Annotated in this window: 16 protein-coding genes; 9 read left to right on the forward strand and 7 right to left on the reverse strand. The window is 74.9% G+C overall.

Annotation, left to right across the window (positions count from 1 at the left end; genetic code table 11):
- Positions 1-103 precede the first annotated feature (103 nt).
- Entirely contained in the window at positions 104-2020 is a 1917-nt protein-coding gene (locus tag ACFFHU_RS07470) for a hypothetical protein (RefSeq protein ID WP_377336945.1), read from the forward strand.
- A 105-nt stretch (positions 2021-2125) separates the two neighbouring features.
- Here ACFFHU_RS07470 and ACFFHU_RS07475 read toward each other — a convergent pair whose 3' ends face one another.
- Complete coding sequence (locus ACFFHU_RS07475; RefSeq protein ID WP_377336946.1) at positions 2126-3748, reverse strand: acetolactate synthase; 1623 nt, start codon at positions 3746-3748, stop codon at positions 2126-2128.
- Between the two features lie 153 nt (positions 3749-3901).
- Positions 3902-4675: an enoyl-CoA hydratase-related protein gene (locus ACFFHU_RS07480; protein WP_377336947.1), complete on the reverse strand. Its 774-nt coding sequence runs from the start codon at positions 4673-4675 to the stop codon at positions 3902-3904.
- Positions 4676-4770: 95 nt separating this feature from the next.
- Here ACFFHU_RS07480 and ACFFHU_RS07485 point away from each other — a divergent pair, with 95 nt between their 5' ends.
- Both ACFFHU_RS07485 and ACFFHU_RS07490 read left to right on the forward strand, forming a co-directional pair.
- Entirely contained in the window at positions 4771-5274 is a 504-nt protein-coding gene (locus ACFFHU_RS07485) for a DUF6232 family protein (RefSeq protein ID WP_377336948.1), read from the forward strand.
- 22 nt (positions 5275-5296) lie between these two features.
- Positions 5297-5779, forward strand: coding sequence for a DUF6232 family protein (locus ACFFHU_RS07490; protein ID WP_377336949.1), 483 nt, complete (start codon positions 5297-5299; stop codon positions 5777-5779).
- A gap of 14 nt (positions 5780-5793) precedes the next feature.
- On the opposite strand, the gene ACFFHU_RS07495 is transcribed toward ACFFHU_RS07490, so the two are convergent.
- Complete coding sequence (locus ACFFHU_RS07495; RefSeq protein ID WP_377336950.1) at positions 5794-7008, reverse strand: AI-2E family transporter; 1215 nt, start codon at positions 7006-7008, stop codon at positions 5794-5796.
- A 184-nt stretch (positions 7009-7192) separates the two neighbouring features.
- Here ACFFHU_RS07495 and ACFFHU_RS07500 point away from each other — a divergent pair, with 184 nt between their 5' ends.
- Positions 7193-8026, forward strand: a complete 834-nt coding sequence (locus ACFFHU_RS07500) for a hypothetical protein (RefSeq protein WP_377336951.1) — start codon at positions 7193-7195, stop codon at positions 8024-8026.
- On the opposite strand, the gene ACFFHU_RS07505 is transcribed toward ACFFHU_RS07500, so the two are convergent.
- Positions 8002-8907 (reverse strand): ribokinase, encoded by a 906-nt coding sequence (locus ACFFHU_RS07505; RefSeq protein WP_377336952.1) that lies wholly within the window; start codon positions 8905-8907, stop codon positions 8002-8004. The genes ACFFHU_RS07500 and ACFFHU_RS07505 overlap by 25 nt on opposite strands.
- An 82-nt stretch (positions 8908-8989) precedes the next feature.
- Here ACFFHU_RS07505 and ACFFHU_RS07510 point away from each other — a divergent pair, with 82 nt between their 5' ends.
- The gene (locus ACFFHU_RS07510; RefSeq protein WP_377336953.1) at positions 8990-9970 is read left to right on the forward strand and encodes an LLM class flavin-dependent oxidoreductase; all 981 of its coding nucleotides are present in this window, start codon (positions 8990-8992) and stop codon (positions 9968-9970) included.
- Between the two features lie 52 nt (positions 9971-10022).
- On the opposite strand, the gene ACFFHU_RS07515 is transcribed toward ACFFHU_RS07510, so the two are convergent.
- A complete protein-coding gene (locus ACFFHU_RS07515; RefSeq protein ID WP_377336954.1) occupies positions 10023-10862 on the reverse strand; it encodes an ABC transporter ATP-binding protein in 840 nt (279 codons plus the stop codon).
- A 115-nt stretch (positions 10863-10977) separates the two neighbouring features.
- Between ACFFHU_RS07515 and ACFFHU_RS07520 the strand changes: the two genes are divergently transcribed.
- From ACFFHU_RS07520 to ACFFHU_RS07530, 3 genes are read left to right on the forward strand one after another with little or no spacing between them, the layout of a single operon-like run.
- On the forward strand, positions 10978-12012 hold the full coding sequence (locus ACFFHU_RS07520) for an ABC transporter ATP-binding protein (RefSeq protein WP_377336955.1): 1035 nt from the start codon (positions 10978-10980) through the stop codon (positions 12010-12012).
- Positions 12009-12980, forward strand: coding sequence for an ABC transporter permease (locus ACFFHU_RS07525; RefSeq protein WP_377336956.1), 972 nt, complete (start codon positions 12009-12011; stop codon positions 12978-12980). The genes ACFFHU_RS07520 and ACFFHU_RS07525 overlap by 4 nt, the downstream gene beginning before the upstream one ends.
- The gene (locus tag ACFFHU_RS07530) at positions 12977-13348 is read left to right on the forward strand and encodes a DUF952 domain-containing protein (protein WP_377336957.1); all 372 of its coding nucleotides are present in this window, start codon (positions 12977-12979) and stop codon (positions 13346-13348) included. The genes ACFFHU_RS07525 and ACFFHU_RS07530 overlap by 4 nt, the downstream gene beginning before the upstream one ends.
- A 29-nt stretch (positions 13349-13377) precedes the next feature.
- On the opposite strand, the gene ACFFHU_RS07535 is transcribed toward ACFFHU_RS07530, so the two are convergent.
- Positions 13378-14196 (reverse strand): shikimate 5-dehydrogenase, encoded by an 819-nt coding sequence (locus ACFFHU_RS07535; protein ID WP_377336958.1) that lies wholly within the window; start codon positions 14194-14196, stop codon positions 13378-13380.
- A 69-nt stretch (positions 14197-14265) separates the two neighbouring features.
- Positions 14266-15441, reverse strand: a complete 1176-nt coding sequence (locus tag ACFFHU_RS07540; RefSeq protein WP_377336959.1) for an ROK family transcriptional regulator — start codon at positions 15439-15441, stop codon at positions 14266-14268.
- A gap of 176 nt (positions 15442-15617) precedes the next feature.
- Here ACFFHU_RS07540 and ACFFHU_RS07545 point away from each other — a divergent pair, with 176 nt between their 5' ends.
- Positions 15618-17111 (forward strand): glycoside hydrolase family 3 N-terminal domain-containing protein, encoded by a 1494-nt coding sequence (locus tag ACFFHU_RS07545; RefSeq protein ID WP_377337277.1) that lies wholly within the window; start codon positions 15618-15620, stop codon positions 17109-17111.
- Positions 17112-17349: the final 238 nt, after the last annotated feature.

Here is a 17349-nt window from a genome sequence, read left to right on the forward strand (position 1 = left end):
CGACGGGGGTCAGCCCGGCGAAGGCTGCGCCGCCTATCATTGGCGACCGGCCCACGGCCGCCCCTCGACGGCCCATCGCCCTCTGGAGCACATGATGACGGGAGTGGAATCCACCACCGCGCGCCCCGCGGTGGTTGATCCCGATCGGCCCACCGACGCCACGAACGGTGCCCGGCAGCCCGCCGAGGGCGACGCCCCGGAACCCATCGGGACCGACACCGAGCCGGCCGAACCCGCCGAGGCTGCCACCGCGGACGATGGGGCCGCGGCCGACCGGGACAGCCGGACCGAGACGCGGCGATCGCCGCGGCGCTGGCTGCCGGACGTGGCTGCCGTGCTCGGCTACCTGGCCGCCGCGATGCTGGTGTTCGGCCCGCTGTGGCGCGACCCGAACGGGCGGACGCCCATAACCAACGACACCGACGCCACGCTCTTCCGGTGGATGATGGCGCATTCCGTCCGGGTGCTGACGCATCTGGAGAACCCGCTGCTGAGCGACCGGATGAACCAACCGGACGGGATCAGCGTGATCGCCAACACGTCGGTCCTCGGGCTGGGCATCCCGCTGTCCCCGGTGACGATGCTCTGGGGCCCGGCGGTGTCCGCGCTGGTGCTGATGGTGCTCGCGCTGGCCGGGACCGCCACGGCGTGGTATTTCGTCTTCTCCCGGTGCCTGGCCTTCGCCCGGCCGGCCGCCTTCGCGGGCGCCGCGCTCGCCGGCTTCTGCCCGGGGCTGGTCTCGCACTCCGTGCACCCGAACCTCGCCGTGAACTTCATGCTGCCGCTGATCCTCGCCGCGGTGTTCCGGCTCGGTACGACCGCCCGGCCGCTCCGGGCCGGGCTGGTGTTGGGCCTGATGATCGCGTACCAGGTGTTCATCGGCGAGGAGACGCTGTTCGTCACGGCCCTCATGACCGTGATCTGCCTGGTCGTCTGGGGCGTGCAGCGACCGCGCGAGGTCACCCGTCGGTGGCGGCCGTTCCTGCTCGGCTCGGTGACGGCGGCCCTGGTCGCGCTCGTCCTGGTGGCCTACCCGCTGTACGTCCAGTTCACCGGGCCGGGCAGCTACCAGCGCATCCCCGGGGTGCAGAACTACGGCGCCGACCTGCTGTCCTTCGTGAGCTACTCGCCGCTCTCGCTCGGCGGCGACCCGGACGCCAAGCTGCGGCTGGCCGGCAACTACAGCGAACTGAACACGTTCTACGGCTGGCCCCTGCTGATCGCCGTGCTCGCCGTGGTCGCCTGGCTGTGGCGCGGGCTGTGGGTCCGGATCGGCGCCGTGGCCGCGGTCGTGCTGATCGCCCTGTCCCTGGGGCACGACATCCGGATCGATGGCCGGTACACCGGCGTGGTCGGGCCCTGGCTCCTGCTCTCCAAGGCGCCGCTGTTCGAGTCGATGGTGACCGGGCGGCTCGGCATGCTGGCCGGCGCGGCGCTGGGCCTCATCGTCGCGGCGGGGCTCACCGAACTGCTCCGCGACGGCGCCCGGCGGCCGCTCCGGCTCGGCCTGGCCGCGGTGCTGATCGGCACGATGGTGCCGCTGATCCCCCGGCCGATGCCGACCCTGCCGATGGTCCAGCTGCCGGTCGCGCTGGCCGACGGCCGCTGGCGGCAGTACCTCGGCGACAACGAGGCGGTGCTGCCCGTACCGCCGATGAAGCCCGAGGTGCTCGCCTCGATGTCGTGGGCGGCCGACACCGACCTCGGGTTCAAGGTCAGCCACAGCTACATCCTGGCCCCGGACCCGGTCCGCGGCCATGGCTGGGCGCGGTTCAGCACCATTTCCACCGCCACCGAGGCCATGCTCAATCAGGTCGCCAAGACCGGAAAGCCGGCCCGGGTGACCCCCGCGCAGCGGGCTCAGGCCCGCATCGACCTGCGACACCGGAACGTCGGGCTGCTGACCTTGGAGGCCGGCCGGCCGAACGCCGATGCGCTGCGGTCCACCGTGGACGAGCTGTTGAACCAGCCCGGCCAGCGGGTCGGTGACCTCTGGCTGTGGGACGTCGGCCAGGGCTGAGCGAGCCGCCACCCGTCAGGCGCGCGGGCCGCGGACCCGCCGGGCACCCGGGAGACGCGCGGGCCGCGGACCCGCCGGGTGGCGGGTCCGCGGCCCCCGGGCGGTTCAGGCCAGGTTCGACGAGCGCGGGTACGCGTCGGACGGGTCGGTCAGCACGTTGACCAGGTACGGCACCCCTGCCTCGAACGCCCGGCGCAACGCCGGCCCGAGGTCGGCGGCCCGGGCCACGGTCTCGCCGGCCCCGCCGAGCGCCCGCGCCACCTCGTCGTACCGCAGCCCCGGCTGGAGGTCGGCGGCCACGTCGTAGCCGTACATGGCCCGCATCGGGTGCTTCTCGAGACCCCAGATGCCGTTGTTGCCGACCACGATCACCACCGGCAGCTTGTGCCGGACCAGGGACTCCACGTCCATCAGGGAGAACCCGGCCGCGCCGTCGCCCATGAGCACACAGACCTGCCGGTCCGGGTGGCTGACCCGGGCCCCCATCGCATACCCCAGGCCCGTGCCGAGGCAGCCGTACGGGCCGGGGTCCAGCCAGGTGCCGGGCTGGGCGGGCTCCAGGTAGCGGCCGGCGTACGAGACGAAGTCGCCGCCGTCGCCGATGGTGATGGCGTCCGGGGCGAGGATCCGGCGCAGCTCGCCGTACACCCGGGCCGGTTTGATCGGGTCGGTGTCGGCGGCCATCTCGGCGGCGTCCCGTTCCCGGGCGGCGTCCTCGGCGCTGCGCAGGTCGGCGATCCAGCCCTCGTGATCGGCGCGGGCGCCCGGGTGATCGGCCAGGGCCGAGAGAATCAGCCGCAGGTCACCGGCGGGCGCGGCCGCCGGCTCGACGTGCGTGGCGCGCTGCGACGGCGCGTCCACCACGTGCACCACCCGGGCCTCGCCGAAGTCGCCGAAGCCCAGCCGGAAGTCCAGCGGGGTGCCGACCACCGCCACCACGTCGGCGCCCTTCAGCGCGGTGCGGCGGGCCTTCGCGAAGGCCAGCGGGTGCTCGGGGGGCAGCGCGCCGCGGCCCATCCCGTTGGTGAACACGGGGATCCGCAGCGCCTCGGCCGCCTCGCGCAGCGCCGCCACGGCGCCGCCCGCGTACACGTCGGAGCCGGCGATGATCACCGGGCGCTCGGCGCCGGCGAGCAGGCCGGCCGCCCGCGCCACCTCCTCCGGGTCCGGCTGCACCGGATCCACGGCCACGGCCCCCGGGGCGTCGGCCGCGCCCACCGAGAAGATCACCTCGAGCGGCAGGTCGAGGAATACCGGGCCGCGGTGCGGGCTGAGCGCGGCGGTCAGCGCGGCCGCCACCTCGGCCGGAACCTCGTCGACCGAGCCGACGGTGGCGGCGTGCTTGGTGACCGGCCGCACCAGCGGCAGGTGGTCGATCTCCTGGAGGCTGCCCGCCCCCCAACGGAACGCCGGCGCCCGGCCGCCCAGCACGACCACCGGGGAGGCGTTGAAGAAGGCGCTGGTCAGGCCGGAGATGCCGTTGGTCACCCCGGGGCCCGCGGTGAGGACCGCGAGGCCCGGCCGGCGCTGCAGCTTGGCCACCGCCTCCGCGGCGAACACCGCCGACTGCTCGTGCCGAACGTCGTAGATCGGGAAGCCGGTCCGGTGGGCCGCGTCGTACAGCGGGAAGACGTGCCCCCCGGAGAGGGTGAACATCTCGGTGATCCCGGACGCGCGCAACGCGGCGAGGGCGAGATCGCCGCCGTGTCCCTCGATCTGCTCGGCCATGCCCGCTCCCATCGTCAGCGTGATGGGATGCAGGTTACCGGCCGGTCACCAAGCCCGACCGCCCGCCGGTCCGACTCCTCCTGGACCGGCCTCGGCGTTAACGGGGGCCCCTTCCTATACAGAAAGCGATAAGAAGGGGCCCTTCCTTGCGCCTCAGCGGCCGGTGAAGTTCGGCTTGCGCTTTTCGACGAAGGCGGCCATGCCCTCGCGGCGGTCGTCGGTGGCGAACAGCGCCGCGAAGAGCTGGCTCTCCCAGGCCAGGCCGGAGCCGAGGTCCATCTCCAGGCCGCCGTCGACGGCCTGCTTGGCGGCCCGCAGCGCCTGCGCCGGGCCGGTGAGGAACGGCCGGACCAGCTCCGCGGCCGCGTCGTACACCTGGTCCGCCGGCACGACCCGGTCGGCCAGGCCGATCCGCAGCGCCTCGGCGGCGTCCACCATCCGGCCGGTCATGATGAGGTCCTTGGCCCGGGCCGGGCCGACCAGCCGGGCCAGCCGCTGGGTGCCGCCGGCGCCCGGGATGATGCCGAGCCGGATCTCCGGCTGGCCGAGCTTGGCGTCCTCGGCGACCACCCGCCAGTCGCAGGCCAGGGCCAGCTCGCAGCCGCCGCCCAGGGCGTACCCGGTGATGGCCGCCACCACCGGCTTGGGGATCCGGGCGATCGCCCCGAGCGCGCTGGACAGGTCGGCGGCCCGCTCGGCCATGTCCACGTACGACATGTCGGCCATCTCCTTGATGTCCGCGCCGGCCGCGAACACCTTCTCGCCGCCGTACACGATCACCGCGCGGACGCCGGAGTCGCCGGTCACCGCCGTCGCAGCGGCCCGCAGCTCCTCCTGCACCTGGGTGTTCAGGGCGTTCATCGGCGGGCGCTCCAGCCGGATCGTCCCGATGCCGTCCTTGATCTCCACCCGGACGAAGTCGTCCACGCTGACCTCCCCATCCTCCGCGCCGCCGGCCGACCGGCGGATGCCATCTTCCGCGTGCCCACATTACGGCCCGGCCGGTTGGGTACCCAGGGGGTGTGTCTCGGTTGTCGGCCCAGGAAGCGATCACCTACTACGACGACGGCGCGGTGCTGGTCACCTCGGCGGTGGTCCGGGTCGGCCAGCGCGGCTGCCCGATCGGGGACATCGAGCGGGTGTGGGTGGAACGCGGCGGCCGGTCGTGGCGGGTGCTGGCCGGTCGCGGCGGCCTCGCGCTGGCGCTGCTCGGTACGCTCGCCGCCGCCGTGCTCGCGCTCGTGGTGGCGGTACGCCTCCACGCGTCCGGCACTGTCACGGTGGCGCTGATCGGCGCGGCCTGCCTGCTGGGGCTGGCCGTCCTCGGCCCGCTGCCCGACCTGCTGCTGGACCGCCTGGACCGGTCGTACGCGCACGGATCGGCGCAGCTGCGCCTCTGGGTGCTGCTGCGCGGCCACCCGGTGCCCCTGCTCACCAGCCGGGACGCGCTGCGCTTCGGCCAGATCCACCGGGCGCTGCGGCGCGCCCTGGAACGCTCCGCCCCGCCCGTCCCTGGACGGCATTGACATCCGGCGCTTTGCTGGGAGGGTGACGGTCTACTACCGGGACGACTCGGTGCAGGTCACCTCCTCCTCGATCTGGAGCAACGGCACCACCGTACGGATCGGCGACGTGACGTACGTCTGGCACGCCCGCGGCCGGGCGACGGCCCGGGTGCGCTCCCGGGTGGTGGCCCGCGGCGCCCTGGTCTTCCTGCTGTCCATCCCGCCGCTGGTGGCGATCGTCTGCGTGGTCTCGCTGCTGTACGCCGCGCAGGACCGGCACCGGTGGGGCCTGGTCATCGCCATTCTGGCCATCGGCGCCGCGGCCAGCCTGGCCATGACGCCGTTCCTCGAGGTCCCGCTCGGCTGGCTGGACCGCTCCTACAGCCGCGGCGGCGGCGTGCACGAGCTGTGGGTGCAGGCACACGGCCGGGAGATAATGCTGCTGCGGACCAGCGACGCGCAGCGGTTCGGCCAGATCTACCGGGCCGTGCAGCGCAGCGTCGAGCACCGGGCCGACCCGCTCTGAGGACCCGCCGGCGGTCAGGACCGGTCGAGCCGGGGAAAGACCGTCTCCTGCAGCACGATCCGGATCGACGCCGCGACCGGGATGGCCACCAGCGCCCCGACGATGCCGAGCACGGCCGCGCCGAGCAGCACCGCGACCAGGGTGACGGTGGCCGGCACCTCCACCACCCGGCCCACGATCTTGGGCACCAGCAGGTAGTCCTCGGCGAGCCGGAACACCCCGTAGAAGACGCCGGTGGCCAGCGCCACCGGGAACGAGACGGTCAGCGCCACCAGCGAGACGATGATCCCGCCGACCGTGGAGCCGACCACCGGGATCAGGTCCAGCAGCGCCACGGTGAGCGCCAGCAGCAGCGGGTAGGGCACGCCGAAGGCGAGCAGCCAGGCGAAGGTCCCGATGCCGGCGATGAGCGAGGTGATCAGGTTGCCCAGCACGAAGCCGCCGACCTTGGTGAACACCTCGTCGCCGATGAGGATGGCCCGGGGCCGCCGGCTGTGCGGGAACATCCGGTAGATCAGCCGGCGCACCCGGGGCAGGTCGAACAGGAAATAGATCGTCAGCACCAGCACGGTGAGGGCGCCCGCGGTGGCGCCGAGCACCATCCGGCCGGCCCCGAGCAGCCGGTTCCCCACATCGCCGGCGCCGGCAAGCTGCTGCGCGCGCTGACCCAGGTGGAACCGGGCGTTGAGCCGGCCGACCAGCGAGTGCCGGTCCTGGGCCGCGTGCAGGTACTGCGGGAACTCGTGGATGAGCTGCTGGGTCTGCGCCACCAGCGGCGGGATGGCGGCCGCCAGGAAGCCGGCCCCCACCGCCAGCATGCCGGCGGTCACCACCGCCACCGCCAGGCCGCGGGGCATCCGCCGGCTCAGCGCCCGGACCGGCGGGTCCAGGCCGATCGCCAGGAACAGCGACAGCCCGATCAGCACCAGCACCTCGCGGCCGGCCGACAGCAGCTGGATGGCCCCGTACGTGGTGGCCACGCCGGCCGCGCCGAGGAGACCGATGAGGTACGGCGACCGCCGGTCCAACGGCCGGCCGGGGCGGCCCAGCGGCGCACCGTCGGTGCTGGCCCGGGCCGCCGCGTCCTCTGCCGCGGCCACCGGCTCGGCGCCGTGGTCCAGGCCCGCGCGGGCCATCGCCGCGGTGTCCTCGGCGGCCAGCGCCGAGGCGTCGTCGTCGCGGTCCTCCGCCGCCCGCCGCTCGTCGCCCGCCCCCGCTGCGTTGGCCATCCCCCTCAGCATCCGCCGGCACGGCCCCCCGCGGGGCCGGTTCCGCGCTCTCCCGCCGGCCATCCGGCGGCGAGGCGTCGATCACGGAGGCGTGGTGGGAGAGATGGTCCTTCCTGCGCCTTTCGTCCCCACTGCCGCTCCATGATCAACTCGACCGGTGGCGATGGCGGCGCACAATGGCGGGATGGCACTCCCCCTCCCCGGTCCCGCGGCGCTGGTCGGTTTCACCAGATCCGCCGTCAACCAGGCCGCCGGCCTGCCGGCCCGCGCGTTCGGCATCCTGGACGACATCGAGACGCTGGTCCGGCGGATCAACGCCGTGGTGGACCGGGCCGAGGGCGCCCTGGAGCGCACCGAGAAGGTCCTCGACCGCGCCGAGGTGGCGGTCGGGGACGTCGAGGAGATCAGCACCGCGGCCACCGCGGTGGTGAACCGGGTGACCGAGCTGACGGCCACGGCCGCCGCGCTGGTCGGCGACGTGGACCGGGTGGCGGCCGGCGCGGCCGCCCTGGTCGGCGACGCCGAGCGGGTGACCGCGGCCGCGGCCGGGGTGGTGGGCGAGGCCGAGCGGGTCTCCGCCGCCGCCGGCGCCGTGGTGGGCGAGGCCGAACTGGTGACCGGGCGTGCGGCCGCCACCGTGGTACGCGCCGACGCTGCCGCCAGCACCGCCGCCGAGCTGCTGGCGGCGTACGAGGAGACGCTGCGCAAGGGCGCGCCGATGGCGGAGCGGTTCGTCCGGCAGCTGTCCCCGGAGGAGGTGACCGCGGCCATCGAGCTGGTCGACGAGCTGCCCCGGCTGACCCGGCACGTCACCGCGGACGTGCTGCCGATCCTGGCCACGCTCGACCGGGTCGGCCCGGACATCCACGACCTGCTGGAGGTCACTCGTGACCTGCGGCTCGCGGTGGCCGGCATCCCCGGGCTGAAGATCCTGCGCCGGCGCGGCGAGGAGCGGCTGGCCGACGAGGACCGACCGGACGCCGCCGCCCCCCGTCAGGGAGTGCCGGGCGGGCGGTAGAGCGCGTCGATCTCGGCGCGGTCCGGCATGGCGACCGAGGTGCCGAGCCGGCGCGCGCAGGCCGCGCCGGCCGCGGCCGCCCAGTGCGCCGCGTCGACCGGGTCCCGACCCTCCGCCCAGGCCACCGCGAGGGCGCCGGTGAACGCGTCGCCGGCGCCGGTGGTGTCGATCGGGTCCACCCGTACCGGGGGAATGCGCCGGACCGGCTCGTCGCGCGCGGCGTACCAGGCGCCGTCCGCACCGGCGGTAAGCAGCGCCCGCGGTACGGCGGACAGCAGCGCCGCGGGGTCCTCCCGGCCGTGCCCGCTGATCGCGGCGGCCTCCCGCTCGTTCACCACCAGCAGGTCCACCAGCGCGGTCAGCTCGGCCGGCAGCTCGGTGGCCGGCGCGGCGTTGAGGATCACCCGGACCCCGGCGCCCCGGGCCGCGGTGGCCGCCGCCAGCACCGTCTCCAGCGGGATCTCCAGCTGCGCCACCAGCACGTCCGCGCCCTCGATGATGGCCAGCTCGTCCGGGCTCAGCGCGGTGAACGCCGCGTTCGCGCCGGGCGTCACCACGATCGCGTTCTCCCCCGCGGTGGTCACGGTGATCAACGCGACCCCGGACGTGCCATAGACGACCCGCAACCGGGAGGTGTCCACTCCGGAGGCCCTGAGCCGGGCCGTGAGGGTGACGCCGAACGAGTCCGAGCCGACCGCGCCGAGCAGCGTGGCCGCGCCGCCGGCCCGCGCCGCGGCGGTGGCCTGGTTGGCCCCCTTGCCGCCGGGGAGCATGACGAAGTCGCTGCCCAGCACCGTCTCCCCGGGTCGCGGGAACGCCGGCGCGGTCGCCACGAGATCCATGTTGGCACTGCCGAGCACCGCGATCCGCGCTTGTCGCATGGCCCCTCCCCAACCGTCGTGGGCCCGTCGGCAGTGTACGGGTGGATGCCGAAACGCCCGAACGATGGCAGGCTAGCGACACATGGGACACGTGCCGATCGGAGTCATGTACCGCTGCGACAACCCGCCGGAGAACCTGCCCGCGTACGCCCGGCTGGCCGAGCGGCTGGGCTACGACGAGTTGTGGCTGGTGGAGGACTGCTTCTTCGCCGGCGGCGTGTCCGCCGCCGCGGTGGCGGCGGCGGTCACCGAGCGGTTGACGGTCGGGCTGGGCATCATGCCGGCCGCGTTCCGCAATCCGGCCGTGACCGCCATGGAGATCGCCACGCTGGCCCGGATCTTCCCCGGGCGGATCCACGCCGGTCTCGGGCACGGGGTGGCCGAGTGGGTGCGCCAGGTCGGCGCCGAGCATGAGTCACCGCTCGCCGTGCTCGACGAGACGGTCGGCGCCGTACGCGACCTGCTGGCGGGGCGCACCGTGCAGGTGGCCGGCCGGCACGTCAACCTCGCCGGGGTGGCCCTGGAGTTCCCGCCCGACCCGGCGCCCCCGGTGGCCACCGGGGTCCGCAACGAGCGGTCCCTGCGCCTGTCCGGCCGCACGGCCGACGGCACGGTGCTGGCCGAGGGCGCCAGCCCCGACTACGTGCGCTGGGCCCGCGGCCTGATCGATGAGGGCCGGCGGTCGGCCGGCCGGGAGGACGCGCACCGGCTGACCGTGTACGCCCACCTCGACTTCGACGACGACCCGGGCAGCGCCCGGCGGGAGATCGCCGCCCGGTTGCTCGGCGGCGCCCCGCTACCGGTCGCCGACGCGGAACTCGCCGACGAGGTGGCCGCGCTGGTCGGGGCGTACCCGCAGGTGGCCGGGCTGGCCGCGGCGCTGCCGGCCGGCTATCTGGACCGGTTCGCGGTGGCCGGCGACGCGGCGCGGTGCCAGGCGGCGGTCGAGCGGCTCACGGCGGCCGGCGCCGACGCGGTGATCCTGGTGCCGCCCCGGGACCCGCAGCTCGGGGTGGCCCAGATCACCCAGGCGGCCGACCAGCTGCTGCCGCTGCTGCGCTGAGCGTTAAGAGGGGCCCCTTGCTATACAAAAAACGATAAGAAGGGGCCCTTCCTTACCAGCTGGCCCGGGCGGTGAACCGGTCGCCGGAGCGCTGCACCACCAGCGGCACGCCGAAGGTGGTCGTGAGATTCTCGCTGGTCAGGGTGTCGCCGAGGAGCCCCTGGGCGACCACCTGGCCCTCCCGCAGCAGCAGCGCGTGGCTGAACGCCGGCGGGATCTCCTCGACGTGGTGCGTCACCAGCACCATGGCCGGGGCGTCCGGGTCGGCGGCCAGCTCGGCGAGCCGGGCCACCAGGTCCTCCCGGCCGCCCAGGTCGAGCCCGGCCGCCGGCTCGTCCAGCAGCAGCAGCTCCGGGTCGGTCATCAGGGCCCGCGCGATCTGCACGCGCTTGCGCTCACCCTCGGACAGCGTCCCGTACGGGCGGTCGGCCAGCGAGCCGACGCCGAGCTGATCGAGCAGCGCGACCGCCCGCGTCTCGTCCATCGGCTGGTAGCTCTCCCGCCACCGGCCGACCACCGACCAGGCCGCGGTGACCACGACGTCCCGGACGCGCTCCTGGCCGGGGATCCGCTCGGCCAGCGCCGCCGTGGACAGCCCGATCCGGGTACGCAGTTCCGCGAGGTCGGTCCGGCCGACCCGCTCACCGAGCACGTGCACGACGCCGGCGGTGGGATGCAGCCGGCCGGCGGCCAGGCCGAGCAGGGTGGTCTTGCCGGCGCCGTTCGGACCGAGCACCACCCAGCGCTCGTCCAGCTCCACCCGCCACGTCACGTCCCGGAGGAGGTGATTGCCGGACCGCACCACGCCGACCCCATCGACGTCGATCACCAGGTCGTCGGTCGCGGGCGGGGGCGGCGCCGCGGCGGCGCCGGCGAGCAGGTCACTAGGCACCGGACCATCCAACCACGGGCGTGCCGGTGCCCCCCACCGGTGCCGGCCGCGCCGTAAGGTGAGCAGTTCGTATCCTTGCTCACCCGCCCGCCGCCGTCGTCTCCAGGAGGCGTCCATGAGCCCGGTGATCGACATCGCCGGCCTGCGCAAAACGTTCCGGAGCGTCCGCCGGGGTCACCGGCTGGCCCTCGACGGGCTCGATCTCACCGTCGAGGCGGGCCAGGTGCACGGCTTCCTCGGGCCCAACGGCTCGGGCAAGACCACCACCCTGCGCGCGCTGCTCGGGCTGGTCCGGGCCGACGCGGGCCGGCTGCGGATCCTCGGGGAGCCGGCCCCGGACCGGCTCGGCGCGGTGAGCTCGCGGTTCGGGGCCATCGTGGAGAGTCCGCAGTTCTTCGGCAACTTCACCGGCCGCAAGACGCTGCAGCTGCTCGCCACGGCCGGCGGCGTGCCGCGCGCGCGGGTGGACGAGGTGCTCGAGCGGGTCGGTCTGGACGGCCGGGGCGACGATCGGGTCCGGGCCTACTCGCTGGGCATGCGGCAGCGGCTCGCGGTGGCCTCCGCCCTGCTGAAGCGCCCCGAGCTGCTGATCCTGGACGAGCCGGCGAACGGCCTGGATCCGGCCGGCATCCGCCAGATGCGCGACCTGATGCGCGGGCTGGCCGCCGACGGCGTCACCGTGCTGGTGTCCAGCCACATCCTCGGTGAGATCCAGCAGGTGTGTGACTGGGTGACGATCATCTCCCGGGGCCGGCGGGTGACGTACGGGCCGGTGGCCGAGGTGCTCGCGGGCCACGGCCGGGACGAATACCTGGTACGGGTGGCCGAGCCGACCCGCGCCGTCGAGGTCCTCGGGGCGGCCGGCCTGCCGGTCGAGGCGCGCGGCGACCACCTCGTGGTGGCCGAGGTCCACGATCCCGGTGACCTGACCCGGCTGCTCGGCGAGCAGGGGCTGTGGGTGACCGAGCTGACGCCGTTGACGCCCGACCTGGAGAGCGTCTTCCTCGAGCTGACCGGCGCGCCGGCCACCCCCGACGGTCCGCGCCCGGTGGACGAGGCCGGCCGGCGCGGCGGCGACCGCGACGGCGACGGCGACGGGCTGATCGACCTGGGCGCCGTGTCCTGGGGCGACCCGGCGGTGTCGCGATGATGCTGGCACGCGCCGAACTGGACCGGCTGGCCGCCCGCGGCTTCGTCCGGCTCATGCTGGTGGTGCTGCTCGGGGCGTTCGGGGTCACCCTCGCCACCACGGCGCTCAACTCGCACCGGCCCGGGCAGGGCGAGGTGACGGCGGCCGTCCAGCGGATCGACCAGGCCTTCTACCAGGCACAGCAGCGGTACGCCGAGTGCGTGTGGAACCGGTCGCGCGGCGAGAGCCTGGACTACCCGGTCAACTGCGACGACCTGCTGCCGGCCCGGGACCGGCTCTCCGATCACCTGGCCTCGGTGTTCGTGTTCGCCGAGCAGATCCGGCCGCTGGCGTACTTCCTCGTGGCCTTCCTGGTGCTGTTCGGCTTCCTGGTGGGCGCCTCCTCGGTCGGCGCCGAGCTGGCCACCGGCGGCATGACGAACCTGCTGTTGTGGCGGCCGAACCGCACGGCGGTGCTGGGCGTCAAGCTCGGGACCGTGCTGGGCGCCACGGCGGCGCTGTCGGTGCTGGCCTCGGCGGGCTATCTCGGCGCGTTCTGGCTGGTCGCCCGCACCACGGGCCTGGTCGGCACGCCGACGACCGGCTTCTGGACCGACCTGGCCGGGCTGCTCGGTCGGGGCCTCGGGCTGGTCCTCATCGCCACGGCGCTCGGCTTCGCCATCGCGGCCCTCGGCCGGCACACCGCCGCGGCGCTCGGGGTGGCCGCCGGATACGCCGTGGTCTGGGAGGGCGGCATCCGGGTGGTGATGGAGATCAGCGAGTTCCGCGGTTCCGAATACTGGATGTTCTCCACCTACCTGGTCGCCTGGCTGCGCGGCAAGCTCGTGCTGATCGACAGCGGCCCCTGCGTCGGCTGCCCGCGGCTGCACACCGTGTACGCCACCCAGGCCCTGCTGGTGCTGCTCACGGTGGCCGTGGCTGGCGTGGCGGCCGCCTTCGCCACCTTCCGCCGCCGGGACCTGACATGAGCAGCGAGCGCGGCGGGGAGCCGGTCTACAAGCTGCTGGCCGCCGCCGAGTGGGCGGCGGCCCGGGCGGCCGGCCGGTACGACGGTTCGGCGGTGGACCGCCGCGACGGGTTCGTGCACTTCTCCACCGCGGGCCAGCTGGTGGAGACGGCGGCCCGGCACTTCACCGGGCAGACCAGTCTGGTCCTGCTGGCGGTCGACCCCGACCGGCTCGGCGCGGCGCTCCGCTGGGAGCCGTCGCGCGGCGGCGCGCTCTTCCCGCACCTGTACGGGCCGATGCCGCTGGCCGCGGTGCTCGACGAACGACCCGTACCGGAGGACGTGCCGGTGGCCGACGCGGTGGCCGCGCTGCTCGACCGCCCGCGGTGATCGGGTACGGGACACGTCGCCCGCGGCGATCAGGAGCGGGAATATTCGGCGGCCCGGCCGATCTGCTCGGCGGTGGGGCGTACCCCGGTGTAGAGCGCGAACTGCTCGGCCGCCTGCAACGCGATCACCTCGGCCCCGGTGATCACCCGGCGGCCGGCGGCGCGCGCCCGGCGGATCAGCGGCGTCTCGGCGGGCATGGCCACCACGTCGAAGACGGTGTCGGCCGCGTCCGCCACCTCCCCGGGCACCGGCAGGTCCCTGGCGGCCGGACCGCCGGCCATGCCGACCGGCGTGGCGTTCACCAGCAGGGCCGGCCGGTCCGCGCCGAGGTCGGGCCGCCAGGCGTAGCCGTACCGTTCGGCGAGCGCCCGCCCGGTCCGCTCGTTGCGGGCCACCACCGTGCCGGCGGGGAAGCCGGCGTCGCGCAGCGCCGCCACCACGGCCTTGGCCATCCCGCCGCTGCCGAGCACGGCCACGGCGCCGGAGACCGGGACGCCGTGCTGCTTGAGCAGGGCGCCGACGGCCAGATAGTCGGTGTTGTACGCCCGCAGCCGCCCGTCGGTGTTCACTATGGTGTTGACCGAGTCGATCGCCGCGGCGGACGGATCCAGCTCGTCGACCAGCGGGATGACCGCCTCCTTGTACGGCATCGAGACGCCGCAGCCGCGGATCCCCAGCGCCCGGATCCCGGTGACCGCGCCGGCGAGGTCGTCGGTGGTGCACGCCTTGTAGACGAAGTCGAGGCCGAGCTCGTCGTACAGGTGGTTGTGGAACCGGGTGCCGATGTTGCTCGGCCGGCCGGCCAGCGAGATGCACAGCCGGGTGTCCTTGCTCAGCTGTCGGGTCATGGAAGGAAGGGCCCCTTGTTATCGCCTTTTGTATAGCAAGGGTCCCTTCCTAACACGGACGGGCGCGGGTCAGCCGAGGGTCGACCCGAAGACCTCGTCCCGGACCGCGTCCAGGGCGGTGGCCAGCGCGCCGCGCAGCACCGGCTCGTCGGGCACCGCGGTCACCACGACCCGCGGCGACACCGGGGTGATGGCCGCGACCTCGTGCCGGATCCGGTCCGCCAGCGCGTCCCCGCCGGCCTGCCCGACCTCGCCGGCCAGCACGACCAGCGGCGGGTCCAGCACCACGCAGGTGGCCGCCACCCCGAGCGCGAGCCGGCGGGCCACCTCGTCCAGCACCGGCCCACCGGCCGTGCCGGCCGCCACCGCGGCCCGGATGGCCGCCTCCGCCGACCCGCCCCGGAAGCCGTGCTCGCGGGCCACCGCCCGCAGCGACTCCGCGCCGGCCAGCTGGCCGAACGGCGGCTTCGCCCGCCGGGGATCCCGCGGTACGGGCGCGCCGGGCACCGGCAGGTAACCGATCTCCCCCGCCGCCCCGGTGCTGCCGTGGTGCAGCCGGCCGCCCAGCACGATGGCCAGCCCGACGCCCCCGCCGGCCCAGAGCAGCACGAAGTCGTCCACGTCCCGGGCCGCGCCGGACTGGGCCTCGGCCACGGCCGCGAGGTTCACGTCGTTCTCGAACACCACCGGCGTACGCAGGTCCTCCCGCAACGCCGCCAGCAGGCCGCGGTGCCAGCGCGGCAGGTTGAACGCGAACGTGATGTCGCCGGTGGCCGGGTCCACCAGGCCGGGCGTGCCGAGCACCACCCGGCGCACGGTGGCCAGCTGCGCCTGCGCGCTGCCGGCCGCCTGCACCACCGCGTTGTGCACCACCCCCACCGGGTCGTCGGTGTCCCCGGTGGACTGCTCGACCCGCCCCACGACGGCGCCCGCCAGGTCGGCGCAGACCGCCACCACCCGGTCCGGACCGACGTCCACGCCCACCACGTGCGCGCTGCCGGCCCGGACGGCGTACAGCTGGGCGTTCGGGCCCCGGCCGCCGGCCTGCTCGCCGACCCGGCTCACCAGGCCGCGCTCCTCCAGCCGTTCCACCAGCTGGGACGCGGTGACCTTGGACAGCCCGGTCAGCTCCCCGAGCTGGGCCCGGGTGAGCGGACCGCGGGCGAGCAGCAGCTCGAGCGCGGCCCGGTCGTTGAGGGCGCGCAACAGTCGGGGCGTGCCGGGGAGACGTCGGGCGGCGGTCATGTGCCAGGTCCTCTATTGTCAGGAAACTTTACTACTGATAATCAGGCCGTACGGGGTAGCCGTAGCGTAGTGGCCCGAGGGCCGTCGGGCGCTCGGCCACCCGGCAGGGTTAGCTGGAGAGACGGGCCTTTCCGGTGCGACACTCGGACCGGAGAGGTGTCATGAGGGGAGACACCGTGGGGATCGATCCCGGACTGCGCCGGCTGGCGCTGCGTACGCTGCTGGCGGCCTTCACCGGCACCGAGCCGCCGGCCTGGGCGCTCGACCTGACCGCTGAGGGGCTGGCCGGGTTCACCCTGTTCGGGCGCAACGTCGCCGAACCCGGCCAGCTCGCCCGGTGCACCGCGGCGCTGCGGGCCGCGCGCCCCGACGTGCTCATCGCCATCGATGAGGAGGGCGGGGACGTCACCCGGCTCGCGCACGCGGTCGGCAGCCCCTACCCCGGCAACGCGGCGCTGGGCGCCGTGGACGACGTGGCCGTCACCGAACGGGTCTACCGGGCCATCGGCACGGAGCTGGCCGGCCTCGGCGTCTCGGTGGACTTCGCGCCCACGGTGGACGTCAACACGGCCGACGACAACCCGATCATCGGCACCCGGTCGTTCGGCGCCGACCCCGCCCGGGTGGCCGCGCACGCGGCCGCGGCCGTGGCCGGCCTGCAGTCGACCGGCGTGGTGGCCTGCGCCAAGCACTTCCCGGGCCACGGCGCCACGGTGGCCGACTCGCACCACGAGCTGCCGACCGTGGACGTACCGGCCGAGGTGCTCCGGCGGCGCGACCTGCCGCCGTTCGCGGCCGTGATCGGCGCGGGCGCCCGGGCCATCATGACCGCGCACATCCGGGTGCCGGCGCTGACCGGCGACCTGCCCGCCACCTTCAGCCGGGCCGTCCTGCACGACCTGCTGCGCACCGAGTACGGCTTCGCCGGCGCGGTGGTCACCGACGCCCTGGAGATGAAGGGCGCCTCGGTGGCCGCCGGTGGGATCGCCCCGGCCGCCGTCCGGGCCCTGGCCGCCGGGGCCGACCTGCTGTGCATCGGCTCCGACGTCGACGCCGAGCTGGTGGCCCGGGTGGCCGACGAGATCGCGGCGGCCGTGCGCGACGGGCGGCTGGCCGAGGCCCGGCTGGCGGAGGCGGTCGACCGGGCCGCCGCGCTGGCGGCCTGGACCGGCGCTGCCGGGGCGCAGCCGGCGCCGGGGTTGCCCCGGTCCGTCACCCGGCCGGCGCCCGAGCCGGTCGACGACCACCTCGGGTACGCCACGGCCCGCCGGGCCGTCCGGGTGGAGGGCGTGCTCACCGGCCTGGAGAAGCCGCTGGTGGTGCAGGTCGGCGCCACCTCGACCATGGCCGAGGGACGGGTGCCGTGGGGCCTTGGCCCGCACCTGCCCGGCGCCGAGGTGCACCTGGTGGCGGCGGCCGACGCCGACCCGGCGGCGCTGCGGGAGCTGGCCGGCGACCGGCCGATCGTGCTGGTGGGCCGGCACCTGCACCGGCTCACCGGCGCGCGCGAGCTGGTCGAGAACCTCGCCGCCACGCACCCGGTGACCGTGGTGGAGATGGGTTGGCCGTCGTCCTGGCGGCCGGTCGGGGCGCGCGCGTTCATCACCACGTACGGCGCCAGCTTCGCCAACGGCAGGGCCGCGGCCGAGGCGCTCGGCCTGGCGGGCTGACTCGCGAGTCGATGACCGTACGTAGTGCCTGGTGCCGTCCCCCACCCGCCCCCACCGCCGTCGGCGATCGCGAAGCCGCTGGTGGTGACCCTCGAAAGAGTAATTGGGGCGCGGCTTCTTGAAAGCCGGGCCGCACATACGTAGCGTTACCGGTGCGACGGGGGATCGGGCAGCGGCGCTGCCGATCTCCCCGGACGTACCACCCGTTCCGCACCGCCGACCAGCCGGTCCGTGACCG

It is taken from the genome of Plantactinospora siamensis (genome assembly GCF_042434095.1).
In the GTDB taxonomy this organism is placed as follows: Bacteria; Actinomycetota; Actinomycetes; order Mycobacteriales; family Micromonosporaceae; genus KBS50.

Excerpts from the sequence above, each read along its gene's own strand:
- ACFFHU_RS07475 (WP_377336946.1), bottom strand. The coding sequence starts at position 3,748 with ATGGCCGAGCAGATCGAGGGACACGGCGGCGATCTCGCCCTCGCCGCG.
- ACFFHU_RS07495 (WP_377336950.1), bottom strand. The coding sequence starts at position 7,008 with ATGGCCAACGCAGCGGGGGCGGGCGACGAGCGGCGGGCGGCGGAGGAC.
- ACFFHU_RS07500 (WP_377336951.1), top strand. The coding sequence starts at position 7,193 with ATGGCACTCCCCCTCCCCGGTCCCGCGGCGCTGGTCGGTTTCACCAGA.
- ACFFHU_RS07505 (WP_377336952.1), bottom strand. The coding sequence starts at position 8,907 with ATGCGACAAGCGCGGATCGCGGTGCTCGGCAGTGCCAACATGGATCTC.
- ACFFHU_RS07510 (WP_377336953.1), top strand. The coding sequence starts at position 8,990 with ATGGGACACGTGCCGATCGGAGTCATGTACCGCTGCGACAACCCGCCG.
- ACFFHU_RS07520 (WP_377336955.1), top strand. The coding sequence starts at position 10,978 with ATGAGCCCGGTGATCGACATCGCCGGCCTGCGCAAAACGTTCCGGAGC.
- ACFFHU_RS07525 (WP_377336956.1), top strand. The coding sequence starts at position 12,009 with ATGATGCTGGCACGCGCCGAACTGGACCGGCTGGCCGCCCGCGGCTTC.
- ACFFHU_RS07530 (WP_377336957.1), top strand. The coding sequence starts at position 12,977 with ATGAGCAGCGAGCGCGGCGGGGAGCCGGTCTACAAGCTGCTGGCCGCC.
- ACFFHU_RS07535 (WP_377336958.1), bottom strand. The coding sequence starts at position 14,196 with ATGACCCGACAGCTGAGCAAGGACACCCGGCTGTGCATCTCGCTGGCC.
- ACFFHU_RS07540 (WP_377336959.1), bottom strand. The coding sequence starts at position 15,441 with ATGACCGCCGCCCGACGTCTCCCCGGCACGCCCCGACTGTTGCGCGCC.